Source organism: Desulfogranum aggregans, assembly GCF_055398265.1.
Genome location: NZ_AP042447.1, coordinates 3,422,565 through 3,444,502 on the forward strand (window position 1 = coordinate 3,422,565; position 21,938 = coordinate 3,444,502).

At 56.4% G+C, this 21,938-nt stretch carries 18 protein-coding genes; 6 read left to right on the plus strand and 12 right to left on the minus strand.

What is annotated here, in order from left to right; all coding sequences use genetic code 11:
- The first annotated feature begins 84 nt into the window (after nt 1-84).
- From minC to minE, 3 genes are all read left to right on the plus strand, one after another.
- A complete protein-coding gene (minC, locus tag ACZ52Z_RS15150; RefSeq protein WP_464267612.1) occupies nt 85-867 on the plus strand; it encodes a septum site-determining protein MinC in 783 nt (260 codons plus the stop codon).
- Between the two features lie 87 nt (nt 868-954).
- Complete coding sequence (gene minD, locus ACZ52Z_RS15155) at nt 955-1,770, plus strand: septum site-determining protein MinD (RefSeq protein ID WP_464267613.1); 816 nt, start codon at nt 955-957, stop codon at nt 1,768-1,770.
- Nucleotides 1,771-1,773: 3 nt separating this feature from the next.
- Nucleotides 1,774-2,037: a cell division topological specificity factor MinE gene (minE, locus tag ACZ52Z_RS15160; RefSeq protein ID WP_464267614.1), complete on the plus strand. Its 264-nt coding sequence runs from the start codon at nt 1,774-1,776 to the stop codon at nt 2,035-2,037.
- 277 nt (nt 2,038-2,314) lie between these two features.
- On the opposite strand, the gene ACZ52Z_RS15165 is transcribed toward minE, so the two are convergent.
- The 9 genes from ACZ52Z_RS15165 to ACZ52Z_RS15205 all read right to left on the minus strand — a co-directional run bounded on the left by ACZ52Z_RS15165 (nt 2,315) and on the right by ACZ52Z_RS15205 (nt 12,591).
- Entirely contained in the window at nt 2,315-3,004 is a 690-nt protein-coding gene (locus ACZ52Z_RS15165; RefSeq protein WP_464267615.1) for a class I SAM-dependent methyltransferase, read from the minus strand.
- Nucleotides 3,005-3,241: 237 nt separating this feature from the next.
- Nucleotides 3,242-4,846 (minus strand): N-acyl-D-amino-acid deacylase family protein, encoded by a 1,605-nt coding sequence (locus tag ACZ52Z_RS15170; RefSeq protein ID WP_464267616.1) that lies wholly within the window; start codon nt 4,844-4,846, stop codon nt 3,242-3,244.
- 22 nt (nt 4,847-4,868) lie between these two features.
- Entirely contained in the window at nt 4,869-6,050 is a 1,182-nt protein-coding gene (locus tag ACZ52Z_RS15175) for a YgeY family selenium metabolism-linked hydrolase (RefSeq protein ID WP_464267617.1), read from the minus strand.
- A 1-nt stretch (nt 6,051) separates the two neighbouring features.
- Nucleotides 6,052-7,536 (minus strand): pyridoxal-phosphate dependent enzyme, encoded by a 1,485-nt coding sequence (locus ACZ52Z_RS15180; protein WP_464267618.1) that lies wholly within the window; start codon nt 7,534-7,536, stop codon nt 6,052-6,054.
- Between the two features lie 44 nt (nt 7,537-7,580).
- Nucleotides 7,581-8,852 carry a threonine synthase gene (gene thrC, locus ACZ52Z_RS15185; RefSeq protein ID WP_464267619.1) on the minus strand — a complete coding sequence of 424 codons (1,272 nt, stop codon included), beginning with the start codon at nt 8,850-8,852 and terminating at the stop codon, nt 7,581-7,583.
- Nucleotides 8,853-8,910: 58 nt separating this feature from the next.
- Nucleotides 8,911-9,942, minus strand: a complete 1,032-nt coding sequence (locus tag ACZ52Z_RS15190) for a TRAP transporter substrate-binding protein (protein ID WP_464267620.1) — start codon at nt 9,940-9,942, stop codon at nt 8,911-8,913.
- A 26-nt stretch (nt 9,943-9,968) separates the two neighbouring features.
- Nucleotides 9,969-11,252, minus strand: a complete 1,284-nt coding sequence (locus tag ACZ52Z_RS15195; RefSeq protein WP_464267621.1) for a TRAP transporter large permease — start codon at nt 11,250-11,252, stop codon at nt 9,969-9,971.
- 4 nt (nt 11,253-11,256) lie between these two features.
- On the minus strand, nt 11,257-11,793 hold the full coding sequence (locus ACZ52Z_RS15200; RefSeq protein WP_464267622.1) for a TRAP transporter small permease: 537 nt from the start codon (nt 11,791-11,793) through the stop codon (nt 11,257-11,259).
- A 93-nt stretch (nt 11,794-11,886) separates the two neighbouring features.
- The gene (locus ACZ52Z_RS15205) at nt 11,887-12,591 is read right to left on the minus strand and encodes a GntR family transcriptional regulator (protein WP_464267623.1); all 705 of its coding nucleotides are present in this window, start codon (nt 12,589-12,591) and stop codon (nt 11,887-11,889) included.
- Between the two features lie 207 nt (nt 12,592-12,798).
- Here ACZ52Z_RS15205 and ACZ52Z_RS15210 point away from each other — a divergent pair, with 207 nt between their 5' ends.
- Nucleotides 12,799-14,043 carry an L-serine ammonia-lyase, iron-sulfur-dependent, subunit alpha gene (locus ACZ52Z_RS15210; RefSeq protein WP_464267624.1) on the plus strand — a complete coding sequence of 415 codons (1,245 nt, stop codon included), beginning with the start codon at nt 12,799-12,801 and terminating at the stop codon, nt 14,041-14,043.
- 190 nt (nt 14,044-14,233) lie between these two features.
- Here ACZ52Z_RS15210 and mgtE read toward each other — a convergent pair whose 3' ends face one another.
- Genes mgtE through ACZ52Z_RS15225 form a run of 3 tightly spaced genes read right to left on the minus strand, consistent with a single transcriptional unit; the run spans nt 14,234 to nt 17,661 of the window.
- On the minus strand, nt 14,234-15,562 hold the full coding sequence (mgtE, locus tag ACZ52Z_RS15215; protein WP_464267625.1) for a magnesium transporter: 1,329 nt from the start codon (nt 15,560-15,562) through the stop codon (nt 14,234-14,236).
- Between the two features lie 42 nt (nt 15,563-15,604).
- Nucleotides 15,605-17,050 (minus strand): diadenylate cyclase, encoded by a 1,446-nt coding sequence (locus ACZ52Z_RS15220; RefSeq protein ID WP_464267626.1) that lies wholly within the window; start codon nt 17,048-17,050, stop codon nt 15,605-15,607.
- A gap of 14 nt (nt 17,051-17,064) precedes the next feature.
- The gene (locus tag ACZ52Z_RS15225) at nt 17,065-17,661 is read right to left on the minus strand and encodes a DUF2179 domain-containing protein (RefSeq protein ID WP_464267627.1); all 597 of its coding nucleotides are present in this window, start codon (nt 17,659-17,661) and stop codon (nt 17,065-17,067) included.
- A 192-nt stretch (nt 17,662-17,853) separates the two neighbouring features.
- On the opposite strand from ACZ52Z_RS15225, the gene ACZ52Z_RS15230 reads away from it, so the two are divergent.
- Together ACZ52Z_RS15230 and ACZ52Z_RS15235 are read left to right on the plus strand one after the other, a co-directional pair.
- Nucleotides 17,854-19,692: an SLC13 family permease gene (locus ACZ52Z_RS15230; protein WP_464267628.1), complete on the plus strand. Its 1,839-nt coding sequence runs from the start codon at nt 17,854-17,856 to the stop codon at nt 19,690-19,692.
- A gap of 132 nt (nt 19,693-19,824) precedes the next feature.
- A complete protein-coding gene (locus ACZ52Z_RS15235; RefSeq protein WP_464267629.1) occupies nt 19,825-21,915 on the plus strand; it encodes a sigma 54-interacting transcriptional regulator in 2,091 nt (696 codons plus the stop codon).
- Nucleotides 21,916-21,938 lie beyond the last annotated feature (23 nt).

Sequence of the window (21,938 nt, forward strand, 5' to 3'; positions counted from 1 at the left end):
TTGACAGCATGGGTTCACTGCATTGGTGAGAATACAGAAGCGCTGCCGGTGCGCAAGAGCATGGGCGGCGAGAGGCTGGTAAGGATGTCATTGGTTAATCAGGAAGATGTGGCAGCCGTTAAGGCGCGTATGGTTTCCGTCACTGTACTGGAGATGTTTGGTGTTGATTTGGAGGCGTTTGACCGTCTCCTCCTGGAAAAGGTCGCCCAGGCGCCAAAATTTTTCCGGAATGCTCCGGTAGTACTGGACTGTGCGCACCTCCAGGAGGAAGTCGACGGTCACTGGCTGGATAAGGCCTGTGAAGTGGTACGCGCCAATAATCTGGTTCCTGTGGGCATCATTGGCGCCGCCGAGACCTTGGAGTATGCGGCAATGGCCCGCAGCATAGCGGTATGGCCGGTTACCGGCAAAGTACAGGAAGAGCCTCAGGCGCAGGAAAAGCCTGGACTAGCTCTCACTGCTCCGTCGCCGATGGAAGAACCGGCAGCTGTGCAGGAGGACTCCGCCGTTGTCGGAACGGCGGATCACGCTGAGGCTGCCGAAACCCTGGTCATCCGGCAACCTGTACGCTCGGGACAGAAGATCTATGCCCGCGGCGGTGATCTGCTGGTACTCGCTTCGGTGAGTACAGGCGCAGAAATTATGGCCGACGGACACATTCATGTGTATGGCACCCTGCGGGGTCGTGCTCTCGCCGGGGTGCAGGGAAAGGAAAGTGCCCGGGTATTCTGCACTAACCTGCAGGCCGATCTTGTGTCAATTGCCGGGTACTATATCATTAACGATGATTTACCTGCTGATAAGCGCAACACTGCTGTCCAGATGTATCTGGAAGGAGAGGAACTTAAAATAGAGTCATTGCGTTGATACCAGACAATTCGCCTGTGGTTCTGCCAACGGAATGCAGCGCGTTTTTTTCATGATTGAGTTAACGGAGAATTCGGAGGATACACCATGGCAGAAGTTATTGTCATAACATCTGGAAAAGGCGGGGTTGGTAAAACCACCACCAGCGCTGCAATTGCGACCGGGCTTGCCATGCGCGGCTATAAAACCGTAGTCATTGATTTCGATGTCGGGTTGCGCAATCTTGACCTGATTATGGGGTGTGAGCGACGGGTGGTGTATGACTTTGTCAACGTCATTCGCAACGAAGCCAATCTCAACCAGTCATTGATCAAGGATAAGCGAGTGGAAAATCTGTTTATCCTGCCGGCTTCCCAGACTCGTGACAAGGACACCTTGGATATCGAAGGGGTGGAACGGGTGATCAATGAACTGTCTGAGAACTTTGAATATATCATCTGCGATTCGCCGGCTGGTATCGAACGAGGAGCGTTTATGGCCATGTATTTTGCCGATCAGGCGGTAGTGGTCACCAACCCCGAAGTTTCCTCTGTTCGCGACTCTGACCGTATTCTCGGGCTGTTGGCCAGCAAAACCAGGCGGGCTGAACAGGGCCGTGAACCGGTGCGGGAACATCTGCTCCTCACCCGCTATGAGCCGGTCCGGGTCGAAAAAGGGGAAATGCTTAGCGTGGAAGATGTTAAGGAAATTCTGGCAATACCGCTGCTGGGGGTGATCCCTGAGTCCAGGGATGTGCTCCAGGCATCCAACGCCGGCAGCCCCATAATCCTTGAAAGCGATAGTGATGCCGGACAGGCCTATGAGGATGCGGTGTCCCGATTACTGGGCGAAGATAGGGACCACCGGTTCCTGGAGGTCGAGAAGAAAGGATTTTTCCAGAAATTCAGGCTGTTCAGGAGCTAGCGAATGCGATTTTTAGACTTTTTCCGGAGCAACCGAAAGACCAGCGCCAGTGTCGCAAAGGACCGGCTGCAGATCATTGTGGCCAGGGAGCGGGCAACCCGCAACGGTCCTGATTACCTGCCTCTGATGAAGGAGGAATTGCTGCTGGTTGTCAGGAAGTACATTGAGGTTGATAATGACGCGGTAACGATCCAGCTGGACAAGGAAGGGGATTGCGAGGTTCTTGAGCTCAATATTACCTTGCCCGAGACAACGGAGGCCCAGTAGCGGGCTCCTGTTTCGCAGCGGCACAGCCTGCAATCTCCGTGGTACCCTGAAAAACGCCGTGGTGGTTGCAAGCGGACTTTCCCTCTCCCTTGCAGGTACTCTGTAGCCTCCACGGTAGCACGGCAGAGCCGGCTTCAAGGTTCTGCCTGTTCGATTGTACAGCATCTGCTGTGTATTCGACGACCTCTGCTCCTGGTGCTGGTTTTCGGTGAAGCAAAGGTTCTCGGGGATGTGCGCTGCTGTGGAGGGCGAACCCTGACAGGGTAAGATGCCCTTTTCAGATGGGTAGCGCCTCCCCCCGTGTTCCCCCGAAGACGGCGAAGCGAAATCGTTTATACCAGCAGTCCACATCAACAAAACCGACCTGCGCGAGCCACTGGAGCTGGTCTGCAAGCAGGGCATTTTTATCTGCTTGCATCCGTTGCATTGCCTGGATGACCGTCTCGGTGGATGCGCCGTTGGCCGCGATTTCTTCACACCATATCCGTTGGTATTCCTGTTCAAGAGCTGGCGATGGGCCTCGGACCTGGTCAAGGTTGATAAACATCCCGCCGGGACGGAGCGCATCGAAAATTCTTCTGAATGTTATTCTTTTTTCCCTGTCTTCCAAATGGTGTATGGAAAGGGCGGAAATGATGAGATGGTATTCATCTGTAGCGCTTAATCGGGTGTGTTCCTGAATACTGAACCGCACCTGCGGGTTGCTGAAAAAGCGTCGTCTGGCCTGGGCAAGCATTGCCTCGGAGATATCGGTAAGGTGGATGTGGGCTGCAGGAAAGGCGTTCGCAACCATTGCTGCAAATAATCCGGTTCCCGCACCGAGATCGAGCACACGGAGGGGGGCATCACTGGTAAAGGGGATGATCCGCATGGCGGCGGAATAGATCTCCGCAAAAGCGGGGATAAGCTTGGCCCGATCCTGGTCATAGCTAATTGCTGATTGATCAAAAAGTTCCTGAACGTTCATATTTTCCCCGTAAGTAATGGCGCGCCTTCTCCTGCGGAACCCTCACGCCCGTCTCGACGATGAATAGGGTGGTAGTTTATGGTATTGGCGGTAGCGGCAGTGGTTTCGCCGCCAGTATTGTGGGGCACAGGCTACCCGGTTGGCGGACGACGGGGCGGTGGTAAAATCGATAGGAGCCTGGTAAACAAACACCGCTGCGATTGGACTGCTGGGAGAATTGGCTTCCGTCCAGTGTTGTTATCGCAACACCCGGCCAGGAGGTCGATTTGTCAGCATCCCTCCACGCCCTAAACGTTCTGTTCCATGGCAAACAGCCCCGTTGATCATCACCAGTTCAATCCCCGGGGGATGCTGTCGGGGTTCGGTAAAGGTGGCCGTATCTATCACGGTGGCCGGGTCGAACAGGACCAGATCCGCATACCAGCAGGGAGCGATTTTACCTCTGTCCCTGATCCCGAAGACCCTTGCCGGTTGAAGCGTCATTTTGCGGATTGCCTCCTCCAAGGGCATGAGCCGTTCTCCCCGCACATAGGTGCCCAAAACCCGGGGAAAGGCCGCAAAGGTCCTGGGGTGGGGGGTACCATGCATGAGGCCGTCGGTACAGACGTTCATTTCCGGGCGGAGCATGAAGGCGCGAACGTGTTCTTCCTGGCCGTAGAAGTCCACCATGCTCACCCCGTTTTCCTCTTCCAGGATCAGATCGAGGGCCGCGTTGATCGGATCGGAGTCGCGCATGCGTCCTAATTCGACCAGGGTCTTGCCAATGGCCGAACGGTTTTTTGCTGTCTGGACATTGGTGATGGATATGCCTTCAACCCCGGCAAAGGCAATAAAGTTATCCCAGTCACAGGGCGTGGTGCGAATATCGGCAAGCATGCGCTCTCGCTGGGCAGGATCAGCCAATCGTGCAAGTAGCGCCTCTGTCCCTCCGGCGTGGGCCCAGGGAGGAAGGATGGCGCTGAGCATGGTGCTGCCGGCAACATAGGGATATTGATCAAAGGTGACATCCATCCCTTGCTTGGCAGCGGTGTCCAGCAGTCGCAGCATCCGGTCGAAAAGCGGGGCATTGTATTTCCCGCACAGTTTGAAATGAGAGAAATGCACGTGGACCCCTGACGCCCTGCCGATATGCAATACCTCTTCCATAGACTCCAGGATATTGTCCGCCTCGCTGCGCTGGTGGATGACCAATGGCACGTCATTGCGGGCGGCAACCCGGCAGAGGGCGATCAGCTCCTCGGTATCGGCATAGGTGCAGGGCGGATAGATAAGGCCGGTTGAAAGACCGCGGCCGCCGGCATCGAGCTCGCGCTGGAGGATGGTGCACATGGCCTCCAGCTGGGACGGTGCAGCTGTCCCTTCGTCCAGTCCCATGGCCTCCATACGCACGTTGCCGTGGGGCACAAGGTAACAGACATTCGGTCCCACGCCCGAGTGTTCGAGCAGATTCAAGTACCCCTGGGTGGTTCGATAATTCCAGTCAAGCCGGTCAGAGGTGCCTTCCAGGCCGGCAATGTTTTTTCGCCACTGGGCAATGTATGTTTCAGGCAGGGGAGCCATGGAAACCCCGTCCTGCCCGAAAATTTCGGTGGTGATCCCCTGGCGGATTTTCGGCCAGACCATGGGCTCCTCGAAAATCGCCAGGTCAGAGTGGCTGTGGGTGTCGATGAAGCCGGGACAAAGGGCCAGGCCTGTGGCGTCGATAATCAAATCTGCCGGCGCCGGTGGACTGTCGCGATCGCTGAGCTCGATGATCCGATCGCCTTCGACAACTACTCGGCCAGGCCAGGGAGCAGCGCCGGTTCCATCATACACCATGGCATTATCTATGCGAATACGCATGGTCGGCTGACCCTCCTGGTGGTTACAGGGTAAGCAGGGCTTTGAGGATAGCGTGGTAGCCCCTGGTTCCCTGGTTGAGCTGATCAAGGGTGATATACTCATCAATGGTATGCGCCAGGTTTTCCCTGGACGGGCCGAAACCGAGGGTCGGAATCCCCGCCTCACCGGCATAGTGACTGCCATTGGTGCAGAAGGCGTAGTGAGAGATGGAAGGGGAGAGCCCTGCGGCCTGCAATTGTTGGAGTACCGCCTGGACAAAGGGCTCGTCCTCCTGGTGGAGCCAGGCCGGAAAAAACCGCGTACCCTCTATGGTCTCGCCGGTGTAGCAAGCCTCCTGGCCGCGAGCAAAGGTGGCAGTTGCCTGGAAATCCGGATCCGCTGCGGACAGTTCGCTGATCGCCTGTTCAAAGGGTTCAAGCACGGTTGCCGGATCCTCCCCGACCAGCAGCCGCCGGTCATAGGTCACCCGACAGTTACTGGGTACTACCGAAGCCCCTGGGTAAGGGGTAGATTTGATATCGGTGAGGACGCAAATCCCTTTGCCGAGGATCGCCTGCTCACGCGGCTCGACCTGCTCCATCCGCTGAATAAGCCTGGTCATCAGGTGCACCGCATTGATCCCTTTTTCAGGATTGGCCGAATGGGCCGGACGGCCAAAGGTCTCGACCACGATTTCCGCCCGCCCGCGTTGGCCGATTTTCAGGTTCAGCTCCGATGCCTCGCCGATGATGACAAAGTCGGGTTTGACCCGGGCAGAGATTTCGCGGGAAGCGATCCCCTCAAAGCACTCCTCATGGACCACCCCGCTGACGCAGATTCTTCCCGGAAAGTCCCCTCCTTGTGTGGACCGAGAAAACCAGGCAGCGGCGGCGGTCATTGCGGCCACGGCCCCTTTCATGTCCGAGGCGCCCCGTCCGTAAATCCGAGCGTCACGAAGCTCCCCCTCAAAGGGTGGGACCGACCAGGCCGACTCGTCGGGGACAGGAACGGTGTCGATGTGCCCGTCCAGGAGGACGCACGGCCCTGGACGACTGCCTTCAATCGTACCGATAACATTGCCGTAGCGGTCAATGCTGACCTCACTGAAATCCAATTCCTGCATGGCCTCACGGAGGGCGGACGCAGCCGCCTTTTCCTGTCCCGACACACTGGGACAACGAATCAGGTTTCGGCACAGGTTGGCTGCGATATCTTCATACTGCATGTCAGCTGGCTCCTCCTTCAAGGTGTTTGAGCAGGCCGGTACGGGCATTGAATTCCTCGATGAACCGGTCCACCTGGGGAGCAAGGGCGGCGATGGAGGACCAATAGCTGCGGTCATTCCACTGGGCCTGGATTTCTTCAACGGTTTTTCCCTGCTGCTCGACCCAGGTATAGTATTTCAGGTTGTGGATGCGTTTGCGGCCGTAATAGGTGAGCTCTTCCATGGTATCGGTCCCGGTGGTGTGCAGGCGGCCGAGGGCATAGGCGGCATCGGTTTCGGTGAAGCGGCCATGTTCTGCATCCAGTTCCTCCAGCCGGCTGCCGTACATCTCCATGGAATCGGTAGCCACAGTCAGGACCACATCCTCTTCACCCAGCTCATAGTATTTGGCATACTTGATCGCTGCCATGGTATTGGCCACCGATGAGATACCCAATTGATCAAGGCCCTCAACGGTCGCTGCAGGAACGCCCCTGTTGACCAGGTATTCCTTGCCTGCCGGATCATTGAACAGCCGGATCAGGTTCATGGGGATCTCGTCGTCGATGGCAATTATCATATCGGTATTGCGGGTGTTGTGCACCCAGGGGATGTGCTTGTCGCCGATACCCTCGATGCGATGCTCGCCGAATCCGTTGCACAGCAGGGTCGGGCACTGCAGGGCTTCGCTGGCAGCGATCTTGACGGTTGGGTACAAGGTTTTGAGGTAGTCGCCGCTGGCCAGGGTACCGCCGGAACCGGTGGAGAGAACCACCCCGTGAAAGTCGGTCTCGGGAGTGGCAGTCAGGCTGGCGAGCAGTTCATTCATGGCCCACCCGGTTACATGATAGTGCCACAGGTAGTTGCCCATGTCATCGAACTGGTTGAAAATCATCAGTTTGTCGCCAGACCGGCGAAGCTCCCAGCACTTATCAAAGATCTCTTTGACATTGGACTCTGAGCCGGGTGTTTTGATGGTTTCCCCGGCCACGTTGGCCAGCCAGTCAAACCGTTCCTTGCTCATGCCCTCAGGCAGGATGGCGATGGATTCACACCCAAGCAGATTGGAGTCATAAGCTCCTCCTCGGCAGTAGTTGCCGGTAGACGGCCACACCGCTTTCTGTTCGGTGGGATCGAACTGACCGGTTACCAGCCGGGGCACCAGACAGCCGAACGCAGCGCCGACCTTATGAGCGCCGGTGGGAAACCATTTGCCAACCATGAGCACGATCCGGGCCCGAACGCCGGTCAGGGAGGAGGGTAATTCGATATGGTTGACTTCGCCGAAACCTCCGCCAGTGGCCACAGGTTCGTTTTTCCAGGTGATCCGGAACAGGTTCGCCGGGTCAAGATCCCACAGGCCAAGGGTGGACAGGGTCTGTTTGATCGGTTCAGGGATCAGGTGGGGGTGGCGCATCTGCTCCATGGTGGGAATGATGATATTGCGTTCGCGGGCACGCTGCACCGCCTTTTCCAGACCGGCTGCATGAATGGTTAAATCGAGCATGGGAATTTGGTATAAGAGTAAAGGGTTAACAAAAGCAACGGTTGTCAGCGCTGTGATGCCGGCAGACTGTCGGCAACGGCCTCTAGCCGCGGTGGAATGACTTTCGGGGCGTTGGCCCCCAGGGCACAGGCCTTCATGGTAGCCTCTGCGTCTTTGAGCCCGCTGCCGGTGACAAGCAGGACGACCCGGTCGGTATCAGTAACCACCCCTTGCTTTATTGCCTGATGGAGACCGGCAAGGGGTGCTGCTGCCGCCGGCTCGGCAAAAACACCGGTTGTGGAGGCCAGCCAGGGGATGGCCTGGAGGATATCCTCGTCCTCCACCCGGAGCCAGATGCCGTCCGTTTCCGCGACCGCACGGGCAGCCTTGATACGGTCACGAGGCAATCCGGCGGAGATGCTGTCAGCAACGGTGGTGGCGGTAATGGCTGGAAAGGTAAGCACGTCCGCCTGGCTGGTTGCTACCTGGTACATGTAATCGCTGCCTGCCGATTGCACACCCACCAGGCGTGGCATGGAATCAATCCAGCCCAATGTATGCATATCTTTCAATCCTTTGTACAGGCCGCTGATGATACAGCCGTCGCCGACGCTGACAACAATCAGGTCAGGGGCCTGCCATCCGAGCTGCTCGCAGATCTCGTATGCCACGGTTTTTTTGCCTTCGGCCATGTAGGGATTGTACCCGGTATTGCGGTTATACCAACCAAAGGTTTCCGCTGCCTGAAGGCAGAGTTCAAAGGCCTGGTCATAGGTGCCCTCCACAAGAAATACCCCAGCCCCATAGGCGAGCAGCTGCGCCACCTTGGCCTGAGGGGCGGTATGGGGAACAAAAATCATGCATGGGAGGTTTACCGAAGCACACATGCCGCTCAGTGCTGCGGCAGCATTACCGGTGCTGGCGGTGGTAATGACCCGTGCATCTGCTTCAACCGCCTTCATTACCGCAAGGGCCGAAGCTCGATCCTTGAGCGAGCCGGTTGGCTGCCTGGAATCATCCTTGATATGGAGCTGATTCAATCCGAGCTCACCAGCCAGTCGGGGAGCCGTGACCAGCGGTGTCCATCCGACCTGCAAGGGAGGGACAGCTGTCTGCTCCAGTATTGGCAGCAGGGGCCGGTAGCGCCATTGACTATAATCGCGGTTGTCTGCCAGGGTTGCCGGGGAAAGGCGACGGCTGATGGCCGGGTAATCGTACTCCACCTCAAGGATGCCCTCGCTGCCGTGTTCGGGACAGACCAGCAGGTGGTCTGCCGGGGCGTAGGTGCGATCACAGATGGTGCAGCGCAGGGTACTGATGTTTTCCGGAGCGTGCATAGGTAATGAGCCTCTCCGGCCTGCAGCAGAGAACCACAGGCCGGAAAAAGAGGACGGTTTAGGAAGCGGCTTTCACAGCGGCAAGAAACGCTTCCAGCATCTCTTTGCCTTCGGCGCCAAAGGCGTTTTCCAGGTACTCACGAATGACCGGCAGGGTTGCCTCCTGGAAACGTTGTTTCTCTGCAGCGGGCAGGGCATATACTTCGAGTTTTTCGTTCAGGAAGGGCAGACCGCGATCAGAGGCCTCGATGGCGTTGGCAATCCCCCGGCTGGTAACGATGGCAGCTTTTGCTGCAGCCTCGACAACCTTGACTTCACTCGGCGAGAGGCTCTCGTAGAAAGATTTGTTCATCAGCCATACATGAGGAGCGAAAAGATGGTTGGAAAGGGTCAGGTATTTTTGCACTTCGTAGAGCTTGGCAAACTCAACAATGGGTACCGGATTCATTTGGCCGTCGGCAACCCCGGTCTGGAGGGCGGTGTACACCTCGGACCAGGCAATCGCAGCCGGTTGGCCGCCCAGGGCAGAGATCAGTTTTTTATGTGTATCAAGCCCCATGGTCCGGATTTTGAGATCCTTCATGTCATCCAGGGTCTTTATTGGACGTTTAGAGTTGGTGAACTGAAAAAATCCCCCTGAATCACTGAAACCAAGGGTCTTCATCCCGGTTTTGGCTTCTATGCTGTCACCGAGTTTTTTGCCGAACGGCCCGTCAAGGACGGTATAGGTGGCGGCGATGTTGGGAAAGGCAAAGGGGATGTCGAGAATGGAGATCATCGGGTAGACGCTGGCCACGCCGCCTACTGAATGAATTCCAAGCTGGATGATGCCGGTTTTGACCATCTGGACCACATCCGCATCCTTGCCGAGTTGGCCGCTGGGAAAAATCTCGACCTTAACTTCGCCGTTGGTCCCTGCTTCAACAAGGTTTTTAAAAACAACTACAGAGGCCCCTGAAGGGTTGTCAAAGGCGCCGTTCTTGTTGAGGTGATGGACTTTGATGACCTTGGCGGCCATCGCTGTCTGTGCCAGCAGTGCGATTGCCATGCACACTGCCACCATCGTGGATACTTTTTTTAATGTTTGCATGGAGAACCTCTCGTGATGGTTGCCTGCTAGAAATCCAGCAGAAGGTTAGGAAAAAACATTGCCAAGTCAGTCCAGTAGGTAATGAGCACCAGAACAGCGACTTCCACAATGATGAAGGGCAACAGCGAGGTGCTGATTTTTTCTATGCGCTCGCCGGTTACCGACGAGAGCACAAAGATGCACGCACCCACAGGGGGGGTCATCAGGGAGATGTTGAGGGTGAGAATGATCATTACCCCGGCATGTACCGGGTGCATGCCGATGGCTGAAGTCAGGGTCCCCAGCATGGGGGTGAGGATGATCAGGGCGGCGTTGATGTCCATGAACATGCCGATGGCTAGAAGAAAGCCGAGAATGAGCGCCTTGATGACCAGCGGATTACTGGAAAGAGAGAGAAAAAAGCTCGCCAGCTGCTGGGGAATCTGCATGAAGGTCATCCACCAGCTGAGGATGGATGCCGAGGCGATGATCAGAAAAACCACCCCAGTGATGCGGCCGGTACGGATGAGCATTTCCACCACGTCATGCATGGTAAGAGAACGCTCCACGATGAGGCCGACAAACAGTGCATAGGCGACTGCTATGGCAGCTGCTTCCGTGGGGGTAACGATACCACCGAGAATCCCGCCGAGGATGATGGCCGGCATGAACAGGGCCAGGATGCTGCTCCGGAAGGTGCGAAAAATTTCACGCAGAGACGGTCCTCCCTCCGCTTTGGGCAGACCGAGTCGACGGCCAAGCGCCATGATCAGTGCCATGCAGGTCAGGCAGATGAGAATACCTGGCAGGATGCCCGCTGCAAACAACCCGGCAATGGAGACCCCGGCCAGGGAACCGTAAATAACCATCAGGTTGGACGGAGGAATGGTCGGGCCGATGATGGAGCCGGCAGCCGTGACTGCGCAGGCAAAGGGACGGCTGTAGCCCTGACGAACCATGGCTGGTACCAGGGTGTTCCCGAACGCCGCTGCATCGGATACCGCTGCACCGGTCATTCCGGCAAAGAGTACCGAGGCAAGCATATTGGAGTGGGCCAGGCCTCCGCGCATGTATCCGACCAGACTATCGGCAAAGTCTGCAAGGCGTCGGGTCATGCCGGCCCGGTTCATAATTTCGCCTGCGAGGATGAAAAAGGGCATGGCCATGAACGTGAACAGGTTGAGTCCATCAAAAAAGCGCTTGGGCGCCATGACCAGAAAGTTGTCGCCCCCGATCTGAAAAAGGCCGATCACCCCGGCAATACCGAGGGTAAAACCGATGGGCACCCCGGCCAGAAGAAGAACAAAGAAGAGGATGGCGATAGTAAGCATAGGATTACCGGCTTGCAAAGGTAGGCATGGTACCAGATCCCTCACGCACCATGCAGACGAAAATCTGCAGGACCGTGAGTCCGCTGGTGACGGGAACGGAAAGATAGGGCAGGGTCATGTTCATTCCGAAAATAGTGGCATACTGGCTGGCGCCGGCCTCGACCATCATGATCCCGTAGTAGAGCAGGTAAAGGAAAAAGGCCATACCGATCAGGTCAAGCAGTAGGCGACATTTGACCTGGTGTCGCGCGGGCAGTTTCTTGAACAGCAGGTCAAGACCGATATGCTCCCGTCGGTAGGTGCAGCAGGGAACGGCCAGCAGGGCAGCCCAGATCATGATGTAACGGGCCAGTTCCTCGGTCCAGGTGCCGCCGAGTGCAAACAGATAGCGATCAGCAATGCCGAACCAGACCACGCCGATCATGGCGGCAATGAGCAGGGCGCAGACCCGTTCATTGGCGTAATTTACCCAGTAGCCGAAACGTTCTACCCGGACTGCGACCGAATGCTGGTTCGCCATAGGGGGTGGTGACTGGTTCATGCGATTAACCTCATAAGAATACTAGGTATGCACAGGGGAAGAGCTGGCGGCCGATGCCCGGCCATTGTCGTGATGCCGCATGGGCAAACCATTTTAGAGCCCGTCATCAGGAGGTGGTTCCACCTCCTGCAAGCGTTGCAGGCTATGCTGCCAGTTTTGTCTGATCAGCGTTTGGCTACGCTTAAGATCCCGGTTCCTCAGGGCCTGGAGAATCAGCACGTGCTCCTCAAAGGAGTTATCGGCACAGGTGCAGCCGCCGAAGTAGGTGACTTCCACTCGGCGGAACTTGATCTTCAGGTCCTGAAGGATATGGATCAGGTGGCAGTTCTTGGTTTTTTCGATGAAGATTTGGTGAAACTCTACATCGGCCCACGAGGCCTTGATCGGGTCATTGTCTGCCACTGCCTTTGCCAGTAAGGCGTTTACCGCCTCCATCTCCTGAAAATCCTGATTGTCCAAGAGATCAATCACCTGGGACACGGCCAGTTCTTCCAGGGTCCAGATGATGGGATAAATTTTAAGCGGATCCTCGATGGAGACCTTGGCCACCCGCGTCCAACGGTTGGCAGAGGATTCGACGAGCTCCTTGTCTTCCAGCCTCCGGAGGGCTTCCCGAACAGGAGTTCGGCTGACGCCAAGCCGGGCGGCCAGGTCTTTGTCAAGCAGCTTCTCGCCCGGGCGGAGCTCACCTTCCATAATCCACTTGAGGAGCGTATTGTAAACGGCCTCGCGCATACTGGTGCGGCCGATAGGCTGGGAATTTTTTGGCACGGGCATGGTGGTTAGTTTACCTGTCACCTTTTGAATCCATAATATTGGATGTGATATATTACTCAAGGGAAAATGTCAAGAATTAACCTGTACGCGAGTTGAGCAGGTCAGGGGCTCGAGCACCGGAAGGGAAAAGAGAAGAGCGCTGCCTTGCGCTGGATTTGTTGATCCCGTTGAAGTACCATCATCACCAGGAGCAAGTGGAGTATCAATCACCACCACCAGGAGCAGTCTATGCAATCGTTGCAGCACCTTTATCGCTATGGGATGGGACCATCCTCCAGTCACACCATCGGACCGCGCAGCGCTGCCCTGCGGTTCAGGGAGCGGACTCCGGAAGCAAATGCATACCGGGTTACTCTTTATGGCAGTCTGAGTATGACCGGTCGCGGTCATCTTACGGACAAGGCCATTCTCTCCGCTCTTGAGCCGGCTCCCTGCACCATCGTATGGAGTGAGCAATCCCTGGACTTTCATCCCAATGGAATGCGGTTTGAGGCCCTCACAGCAGGCGGCAGTACCAGCCAAGCGTGGACAGTCTTTTCCGTTGGCGGTGGTGAACTGCGAGAGGAGGGGGAAAAAAACGGCGAGTATCCGTCAATCTATCGACAACATTCCATGGCGATGATCCTTCACTGGGCAGCGAAAACCGGAAAGCCTTTGTGGCAACTGGTTGCCGAGACCGAGCCACATGGGTTTATGACCGATTTCCTCCCGGACATCTGGGAAAGGATGCAGGTCTCCATTGATCAGGGCTTGAACCGAGAGGGCGTGCTCCAGGGCGGGTTGAATTTACCGAGAAAGGCTCGGGATATTCTGGTGAAAGCCAGGCGGCTTAAAGAGACTGAGGCCCGTACCGGGATATTGTCCGGATATGCGTTGGCAGTAGCCGAAGAAAACGCTGATGGCGGTTTCGTGGTCACTGCCCCCACCTGCGGTTCCTGCGGAGTGGTTCCCAGTGTACTGTACTACCTGTCCTATGAAAAGGGGCACAGTAATCGCTCTATTGTCAATGCACTGGCCACGGCAGGGTTGATAGGCAACCTGGCCAAGACCAACGGTTCCATTTCCGGGGCCGAGGTCGGGTGCCAGGGAGAGATTGGGGTGGCTTGCGCCATGGCTGCTGCCGCAGCAGCTCAGATTCTTGGCGGATCGGCCGCGCAGATTGAATATGCGGCGGAAATGGCTCTGGAGCATCACCTTGGACTGACCTGCGATCCGGTGATGGGGCTGGTGCAGGTGCCCTGTATAGAGCGCAATGCCTTTGCCGCTGTCAGGGCCATGGCCTGCGCCGAGTATGCCCTGCTCACCGACGGTCGTCACCTGATCAGTTTTGATAAAGTGGTCAAAACCATGCGCAAAACCGGCCAAGACATCCTTTCCCTCTATCGTGAGACCTCCCTGGGCGGACTGGCGCGAATTTTTTTTGATCACCAGGACGCAGACAAGCAGGGCCCGGACAACGAGTCCCCATCCTGAGAGTCGCTGAATGCAGGACGTCCAAACAGGGGAAGCTCCTGCCCGGCTCTGGCAATGACTCTTTTTTCTGCTTCCTCTCCCACCCTCCTGATCGCGTTTCCGGCTATGCTGGCGGGATCATCGGCAGGGAATTGAACAGGCTCTTGACCAGGGAGCAGGCTGTACAGTAAACGGCAGACCCACGGCTTGTTCAGGTAACGAGATAGTCCTGAAAAATCACGGCCAGCCCGAGAAAGGCGAGAAAACCCATCACGTCGGTAACCGTGGTCAGGATGATGCTGGAACTCTGGGCCGGGTCGATGCCGATCCGTTTCATCATCAGTGGAATCGAGCTGCCCGCCAATCCTGCGATGACCAGGTTGATTACCATCCCCAGACCGATGACGAGCCCGAACCAGCCATTGCCGTAAAGGATGTAGGCGATCAGGGCGGTCACCAGACCGATGGCGATCCCGTTGAGCAGGCCGAGCTTGGTTTCCTTTAGGACCAGAGCCCCGACCTTTGCCGCTGGTATTTCCCGCATGACCAGCCCGCGCATGACCACCGCCAGCGACTGCGCTCCGGCATTGCCTCCCTGTCCGGCAATAACCGGAAGAAAGACGGCCAATATGGTCAGCCTAGCGATGAGGTCTTCAAACAGGGCAACCACGCCGGCTGCCATAAAGGCGGTTACCAGGTTGACGTTCAGCCACAGCAGCCGCTTTTTCAGGGCGAAACTGATAGAGGAAAAGACCCGTTCATCTTTACTGACACCGACCATGGACTGGATGTCGCTGGTTATATCCTCCCGTACCCCTCGAAGCATATTTTCGGCCTTGATGGTTCCCAACAGATGGTTGTCGCTGTCCACCACCGGCACGGCAAAATATTTGCGTTTGGACATCTCCCGTGCAGCCTCTTCCCGGTCAGTAAAGCAGTGAAGAGAGAAAACGTCGGCCTTCATTACCTCTTTCAGCAGGGTGGTCGGGGTGGCCAGCATCAGGTCGCGCATGTTGAGTACCCCGGTGAGTGCATCGTCATCGTTGATCACGTACGCATAGGAGGCCGAGCCCTTCTGGGCAGCAGTGAGCTTGCGGATTCGGGCAATGGCCTGGCGGACCTCAAGGGTCTCGTTCAAGGCAATGATATTGAGCGACATGTAGCGGCCGACGCTGCCTTCGGGATAGGTGAGGATTTCCCTGATTTCATCGGCCAGCTTGTCTTTGATAAAGGGCTTGAGGTTGTCGCGGGCGATTGGCGAGAGGTGCATCACAATGGAGGCGGCCTGGCGCGGCTCAACCGAGTCCAGTACGGACTGGATTAGTTCCGGTTCATTTGTCTCCAGCAGTGCTGCCGAGTAGCTTACCTGCAGTTTCCTGATGATTTTTGCCTTGGCACCAACAGGCAGGGCCTTCAGTACCAGTGCGGACTGTTCCTTGGGCAGCTCCTCAATCAGCCGCACTGCGGTGGCGATATCGGCCTCAACCAGGCGGGCCGTGAAAGTCAGAAGGTCGTTGTTGGGTAGTAGCTGTTGATCCATGGGGTGTCCTGTCGGTATGGGTATCGGCACCGGAAATTTGCGTCACCGGGCGGAGGCCTGTTCCAGTTCTATCAGCACCTGCACATCCGGCCATTTCCCGCTGACGGCCTGCATGGATGGCGGGGCGATGATCTTGCAGTACAGGGTGCTGGTGGTCTCGATAAATCGAAGATAGACCGGGGTGGTCGAGACGTTGACCGTCTTGTTGCCGTTTCTGTCAGGCGGAGCGAGCACCTGGACGGAATCAGGCTCGATAGTGATGTTTTTGACGGTCAGCCCTTCGGGAACACTGCCGATCAACTGGGGGATGATGGGGACAGTTTTTTGCACGATCTCCGCCAGGGTTATCTCCAGGTTATCCGGCACAGCATCCACCAGGTTTATATTGCGTGGCAAACGAAGATTGTCCTCGCTGATCAGGACCGTCCGTTCCCCGGCGTTCATTTCCTCCAGGGCGATAGTCACGCTTGGCTGGGACTGGGCCAGGTTGTCCAGGTCTGCCTTGGTGCCGGACAGATGGACCTTGATCTCGTTCACCTTGTCCCCCACCAGGACCAGCCCGTTTTTTGGAGCGGTATATTCTACCGGAACGGTGATCAGCCGTTCGACCCGCTGTTGGGTGACCATATTCAGGGTTGACCAGAAGACCATGGCCAGGACGAGACAGGAGGCGGCCTGTACGATTGTGCGCCGGCTGAAGCCGCTCTCGCGCTCGAGGCCGAAACTGCCGAGGTGCTGATTATGCTGTGCAATAGCGCTGACAATATGTTCCGGAGACGGCATTTCCTGCATCTCACCGCCGGAGAAAAGCGTAACCACCCCCCGTTCTTCAGAAACGGCAAAGACCAGGGCGTCGCAAGCCTCGGCCATACCCATGGCCGCATGGTGCCGGGTGCCGTAGTCGTCTGTGAGGCGACCGGTTTCGGAAATGGGCAGCCGTACCCCAAAGCGGGTAATCTTGCCGTCGGCAAGGATGACCGCCCCGTCATGACCGGGTGAATGGTGGTCAAAGATGGATTGAATCAGGGCCGTGCTGACCGAGCCGTCGAGGGGGTAGCCGCCGGTGATTTTGTCTTCAATGTTTTCCCGGCCGGGGATCACCACCAGGGCCCCGCAGCGCAGCCTTCCCATCCGCCACAGGGTCTCCGCCAGCATGGACGGTGGCGCGGCGTTGGCGGACTGAGAGGTGCGGCTGTAGATGGAAACGAGCTTCTCAAAGAGCTTCCGCAGCTCCGGTTGAAAAATGACGATCATTGCCAGTACGGCCACGTGGCTGATGTTGTTGAATATCCAGTTCACTCCTGTCAAATTGAGGAGGCTGGAAAAGGTGTAGAGCAGAAACGCCAGGCCGATACCAAGGAGGATCTTCCAGGTGCCCAGCCTGAGCAGGGTACGGTACAGGTAGAACAGTCCGCTGGCAATGATCGCGATATCGAGCAACGCCTGCCAGGTGAGCAGCTGTGCAAGGGTCGGATGAAGCCAATCCACTTCAGCAGTCCTCCTTATTTACGGTTGTGACGTTGCCGCCAGCCGCCGAGAGGGGTGGCTACCGGTTTGAGCACGCGGCTGACATCGCGCGCCTGTTCAACTACATAAAAGGCGTTTTCGTCCAGTTCGCGCACCTTGGGGATCATCCATTTGAGATCGCGGCGGCGGCAGGCAATGTACAGCTCCTGTACCGGTCCTTTCATTCCCTCGCCATGAAAAACCGTCACCGGCTGTCTCAGTTTACGCAGCACATCGGTGATCTCCGGCCCCCTGGTCGAGCTGAAGACCTTGAGGATGATCATGCCAAAGGCCAGCCGTCGTTCAACAATGATCCCCAGCACATTGCCGGTGGCATAGCCAAGCGAGTAAAAAATAACCAGGATGGGCATGGCCTGTACCTTGTGGATAACCGTGCTCACTACCGTGATCCAGACGGTGACCTCAAAGACGGCCAGCGTAAAAGCTGTGACTGTTTTTCCTTGAACCGTTACAATGGTTCGCACGGTACCGATGGAGACATCAAAAATCCTGGCAATGAAGACTGCCAGACCGGTGAGCAACACCACCGGGTCGGTGATCGAGGCCAAGTCTGCAAGACCGGGGATAGGCATTTTAGCTGTGCTCCTGCTGGGTGGTAGGATTAACTCCACTGATTACTGTCATGATGATAAAACAAAACCAGAGGATTACCATTTTTTCATGAACGGCAACGTGGTTTTTTTTCGATGGTCACCTCCAGGCGACGCAATAGGCGGGCAGCAGCATCGGCGTTCAGGAAACGGCTGTTGGTTGAAGGATGAGCGATGATGTTAAGTAATCCCGATATGGCCGTTACCCTGGCCGTTTTTACAGGTGCAGCCCTGCTACTGATCACCAACTGGATCAGGGGCGATCAGGTTGCTCTGCTGGTAGTGCTGGTGCTCATGGTTTCCCGCGTTCTTACGGTGCCCGAAGCGCTCTCAGGATTTTCCAGCCCGGTGGTAGTGATTATCAGCTCCATGTTCATCATCAGCGAGGCCATCGTCTATACCGGTATTGCTCAGCGGATAGGTGAGCAGATTATTGAGCGCGGCGGGACAAGCGAGACCAGGCTGATGTCCCTGCTCATGCTCAGCGCCTGCCTGGTCGGATCGATCATGAGTTCCACCGCTACTGTGGCCATATTTGTTCCGGTGGTGATGGCTGTGGCCGAGAAAGCCAATCTCAATCATCGGCGACTGCTGATGCCGCTGGCTGTGGGGGCGCTGATCAGCGGGATGATGACCCTGGTGGCGACTACCCCCAACATCGTGGTCAATAATGCCCTCAGCGCCTATGGACAGGAGAAGCTCTCTTTTTTCAGTTTCACTCCCTTTGGAGTGCTGGTTGGGGGAGCCGCTCTGCTGTTTATGATCGCCTTCGGTCGCCGTCTCCTGGATGTGCGCTCCAGCTTACCCAGTCGCCGGGCGGGACGCTCGATTGTTGACCTTATCAACCATTATCGAATAGAGCAGGATTTTTTTCTCCTGGTGGTGCCAGCCGGCTCTCCCATGGCGGACCGGGCGGTGGTTCGATTGCAGCTGCGGGAAAACCATGAGGCGAAACTGATCGGCCTGCAGACCACCGAAAACGGCGTCAAGACGGTGAAGGCAATCCGTCCGGAGACGATCATCAAAGCCGGAGATACCCTGGCAGTGGTGGCCAGACCGGAACAGGCAGAGCAGCTTATTGCCGCCTTCGGGCTTCGCAGGCGCATCCAGCCTATGGATCCGTCTCAGCGTAAGCAGTTTCTTCAGGTGATTGGCGCTGCAGAGGTGATGCTTACCCCGGAGTCGAATCTGATCGGCAAAACCGTCAAGGATTCGGCCTTCCAGACCCTGTTCCACTGCCTGGTACTGGGAATACGACGGAAAGGTGAGGCGATCACCGAGCACATTACCGAGATCCCGCTCCAGTTCGGTGATGTACTGCTGGTCAGCGGTGCCTGGAAGGATATCCTGCAGCTCAAGGATCATCGGGACCAATACCTGCTGCTTACCCTGCCCCAAGACCATCGCGAGGTGATCCCTGAAGGAGGCAAGGCGACCCTGACCTGTGTGGTACTGGCGGCCATGGTCGGACTGATGGTGTTCAACCTGGTGCCCAACGTGGTGGCTGTCCTCGGGGCGGCCGCAGCGCTGATCTTGTTTCGCTGCGTCAATCCGGAGACCTACTACCGGGTGATTGAGTGGAAAACCGTGATGTTGATCGCCGGAATCCTGCCGTTGGCCCTGGCGCTGCAGAAAACCGGAGCAGCGGCGCTGGCGGCGGAATTTATTCTTCAAACCTTTGGAGGGAGCAACCCGCTGTTGATCCTGTCCGTGCTTTTTCTGCTAACGGTTACCCTCGGACTTTTTATTTCCAACACCCCGACCGCAGTCCTGGTGGCACCAGTGGCCGTAGACATCGGGATGCAATTGCAGATTTCACCCCAGGCTTGCGCCATGATCGTAGCCATCGCCTGCTCGGCCGCCTTTGTCTCGCCGGTGGGGTCGCCGGTAAACATGGTGGTGCGGGAGCCCGGAGCCTACGGGGTGATGGATTACCTCAAGGTGGGCGTGCCCCTGCTGCTGTGCGCCATGGTGATCGCGGTGAGCCTGGCCTGGGTGATCTATCTGCGGTAACTCTGGTTTGCGTAAAGAAAACAACCGTACGCCTGCGGGCGGGCAATCTGACGCAGCCAACCCTCCCTCACAGCAGGTTTGTGCGCGAATTATACTCTCGTTAAATGTCACTATAGAAGGGGATAAAGCTGTATGAAAGCCAGCGATTGCATGCATAGCGATATCCATTTTCTGCTCATTGATCAATCCCTTCGCAGCGTTGCGCGTCTCATGTCTGATAGCCCTCAAAAGCCATTTTTAGTCATGGATATGGAGGGTAACCCACTGGGCGTGCTGGACCAGAGCTCTCTTGTGGAGGCCATTGCTGCCGGTCGTCAACCGGGTGAGCCGATCGGCTCGCTCCCCTTGAGCAGCATCGGTATGGTGGGGCCTGATGAGCAGGTCGATGCCCTTCCTTCCTCTCAGTTGGATCATTGGTTGGTCTTTGATGGACGGCAGATTTTAGGGCTCATTGATCGTCGTGATGTGCAGGTGCATGATGTCCTGAGGCCGGAAGGTTTCTTCCAGCGTCTGGAGTGGATTGTGGATTGTATCGATAAGCCCATACTCGCTATCGATACCGAATGTGCTGTCAGGCTTTGCAACAACGTGGCCTGCAAGGTGGTCGGTCGCTCAAGAGAGGAGGTCATCGGGTTGCCGGTTACCTCTCTTTTTGACCCTTCCCGACCCAAGACCCTGCTTACCGGTAACCGTTTTGAACTGCTGCAGCAGTTTCGGACCGGCAATACCACGTATCGTACCAACTGGGCTCCCATAAAGGTGCAACAGGAGATGATAGGGGCGTTTGCCATTCTTCGCGACGTGACCGACTATGAAACCATGTCTTCTGAATTGGAGCGGGTCAGGGTTATCTCCCGCGAGTTGAACGCCATCATTGACTCCTCGTTTGATGGCATTTACCTCACCGATGGAGACGGTCGGACCCTCCGGATCAACCAGGCTTACGAGCGGATAACCGGCATCAAGAGTCATGAAGTGGTGGGAAAAACCATGCAGGAACTGGTGGAGGAGGATGTCTATAACGAGTCGGTCTCTTTGCGGGTGCTAAAGCAGCGGCAAGCTGTAACCATTGTGCAGTATATAAAAAAGACCAACAAGACCATTGTGGTCACCGGTAACCCGATTTTTGATGATGAGGGAAATATCATCCGGGTGGTGACCAATGTGCGGGATGTCACTGAGTTGAACCAGCTGCAGAAAAAGATCAAACGGATGGAACAGCTCCAGTCCCGTTACGAAATTGAACTGCAACAGTTCAGGGAAAGCGTGGAGGATCGGAAGAAGTTTGTCATCAAGTCCCGCAAGATGCTGGCAGTGTATGAGCTGGCCCTTAAGTTAGCTGGAGTGGATTCGACCATTCTCATTCAAGGTGAATCGGGTGTCGGTAAGGAGGTGTTTTCGGAAATTGTCCATAATCACGGGCAAAGACGTGGCAAACCATTTATCAAGATAAGCTGCGCAGCCATTCCCGAAAACCTGCTTGAATCCGAGCTGTTCGGGTATGCACCTGGGGCTTTTACCGGGGCCAGCAGGGAGGGCCGGGCAGGTATCTTTGAGCTGGCCAATGGGGGAACTATTTTTCTTGATGAGATCGGGGAGATGCCTATGGGGCTCCAGGTCAAATTGCTGCGCGTTCTCCAGGAGAGGGAGATCGTGCGTATCGGGAGCTCAACTCCCATCCAGGTGGATACCCGGATTATGGCCGCAACCAACCGTGACCTGGAGGAAATGGTTCAGCGCAACCAGTTCAGAAAAGATCTCTTTTTCAGGCTCAATGTGGTCCCGGTGATGATTCCTCCCCTGCGTGAACGCAAAGAGGCGATCAGTCATTTTGTCTATTTTTTTCTTGAAAAATACAACAGCAAGTACGGCTTCAGCAAACAGATCACACCGGAAGTCATAGACGCCCTGATTGACTATGAATGGCCCGGTAATGTCCGGGAGCTGGAGAACATGGTTGAGCGTCTGGTGGTTTTGGCACAGGGAGAAGTCATCACCGCCGATAAATTGCCTCGCCGGCTGCAGATGGCTCAGGTCGCCGCCACTCCGTCATCATTTGTTGGCAAGCCCTTAAAGCAGGCCATGGAGGACTTTGAGCGCCAAATCCTTGTGGCTGCTATTGAGGAACATGGCAGTTCGCGAAAAGTCGCCGCCGCCCTCGGTGTTAACCAGTCCACCATTGTGCGAAAGGCTGCTCGCCTCGGTATTCTCATTGGAAAATAAGCCGACGGGCTAGAAAAAAGCCT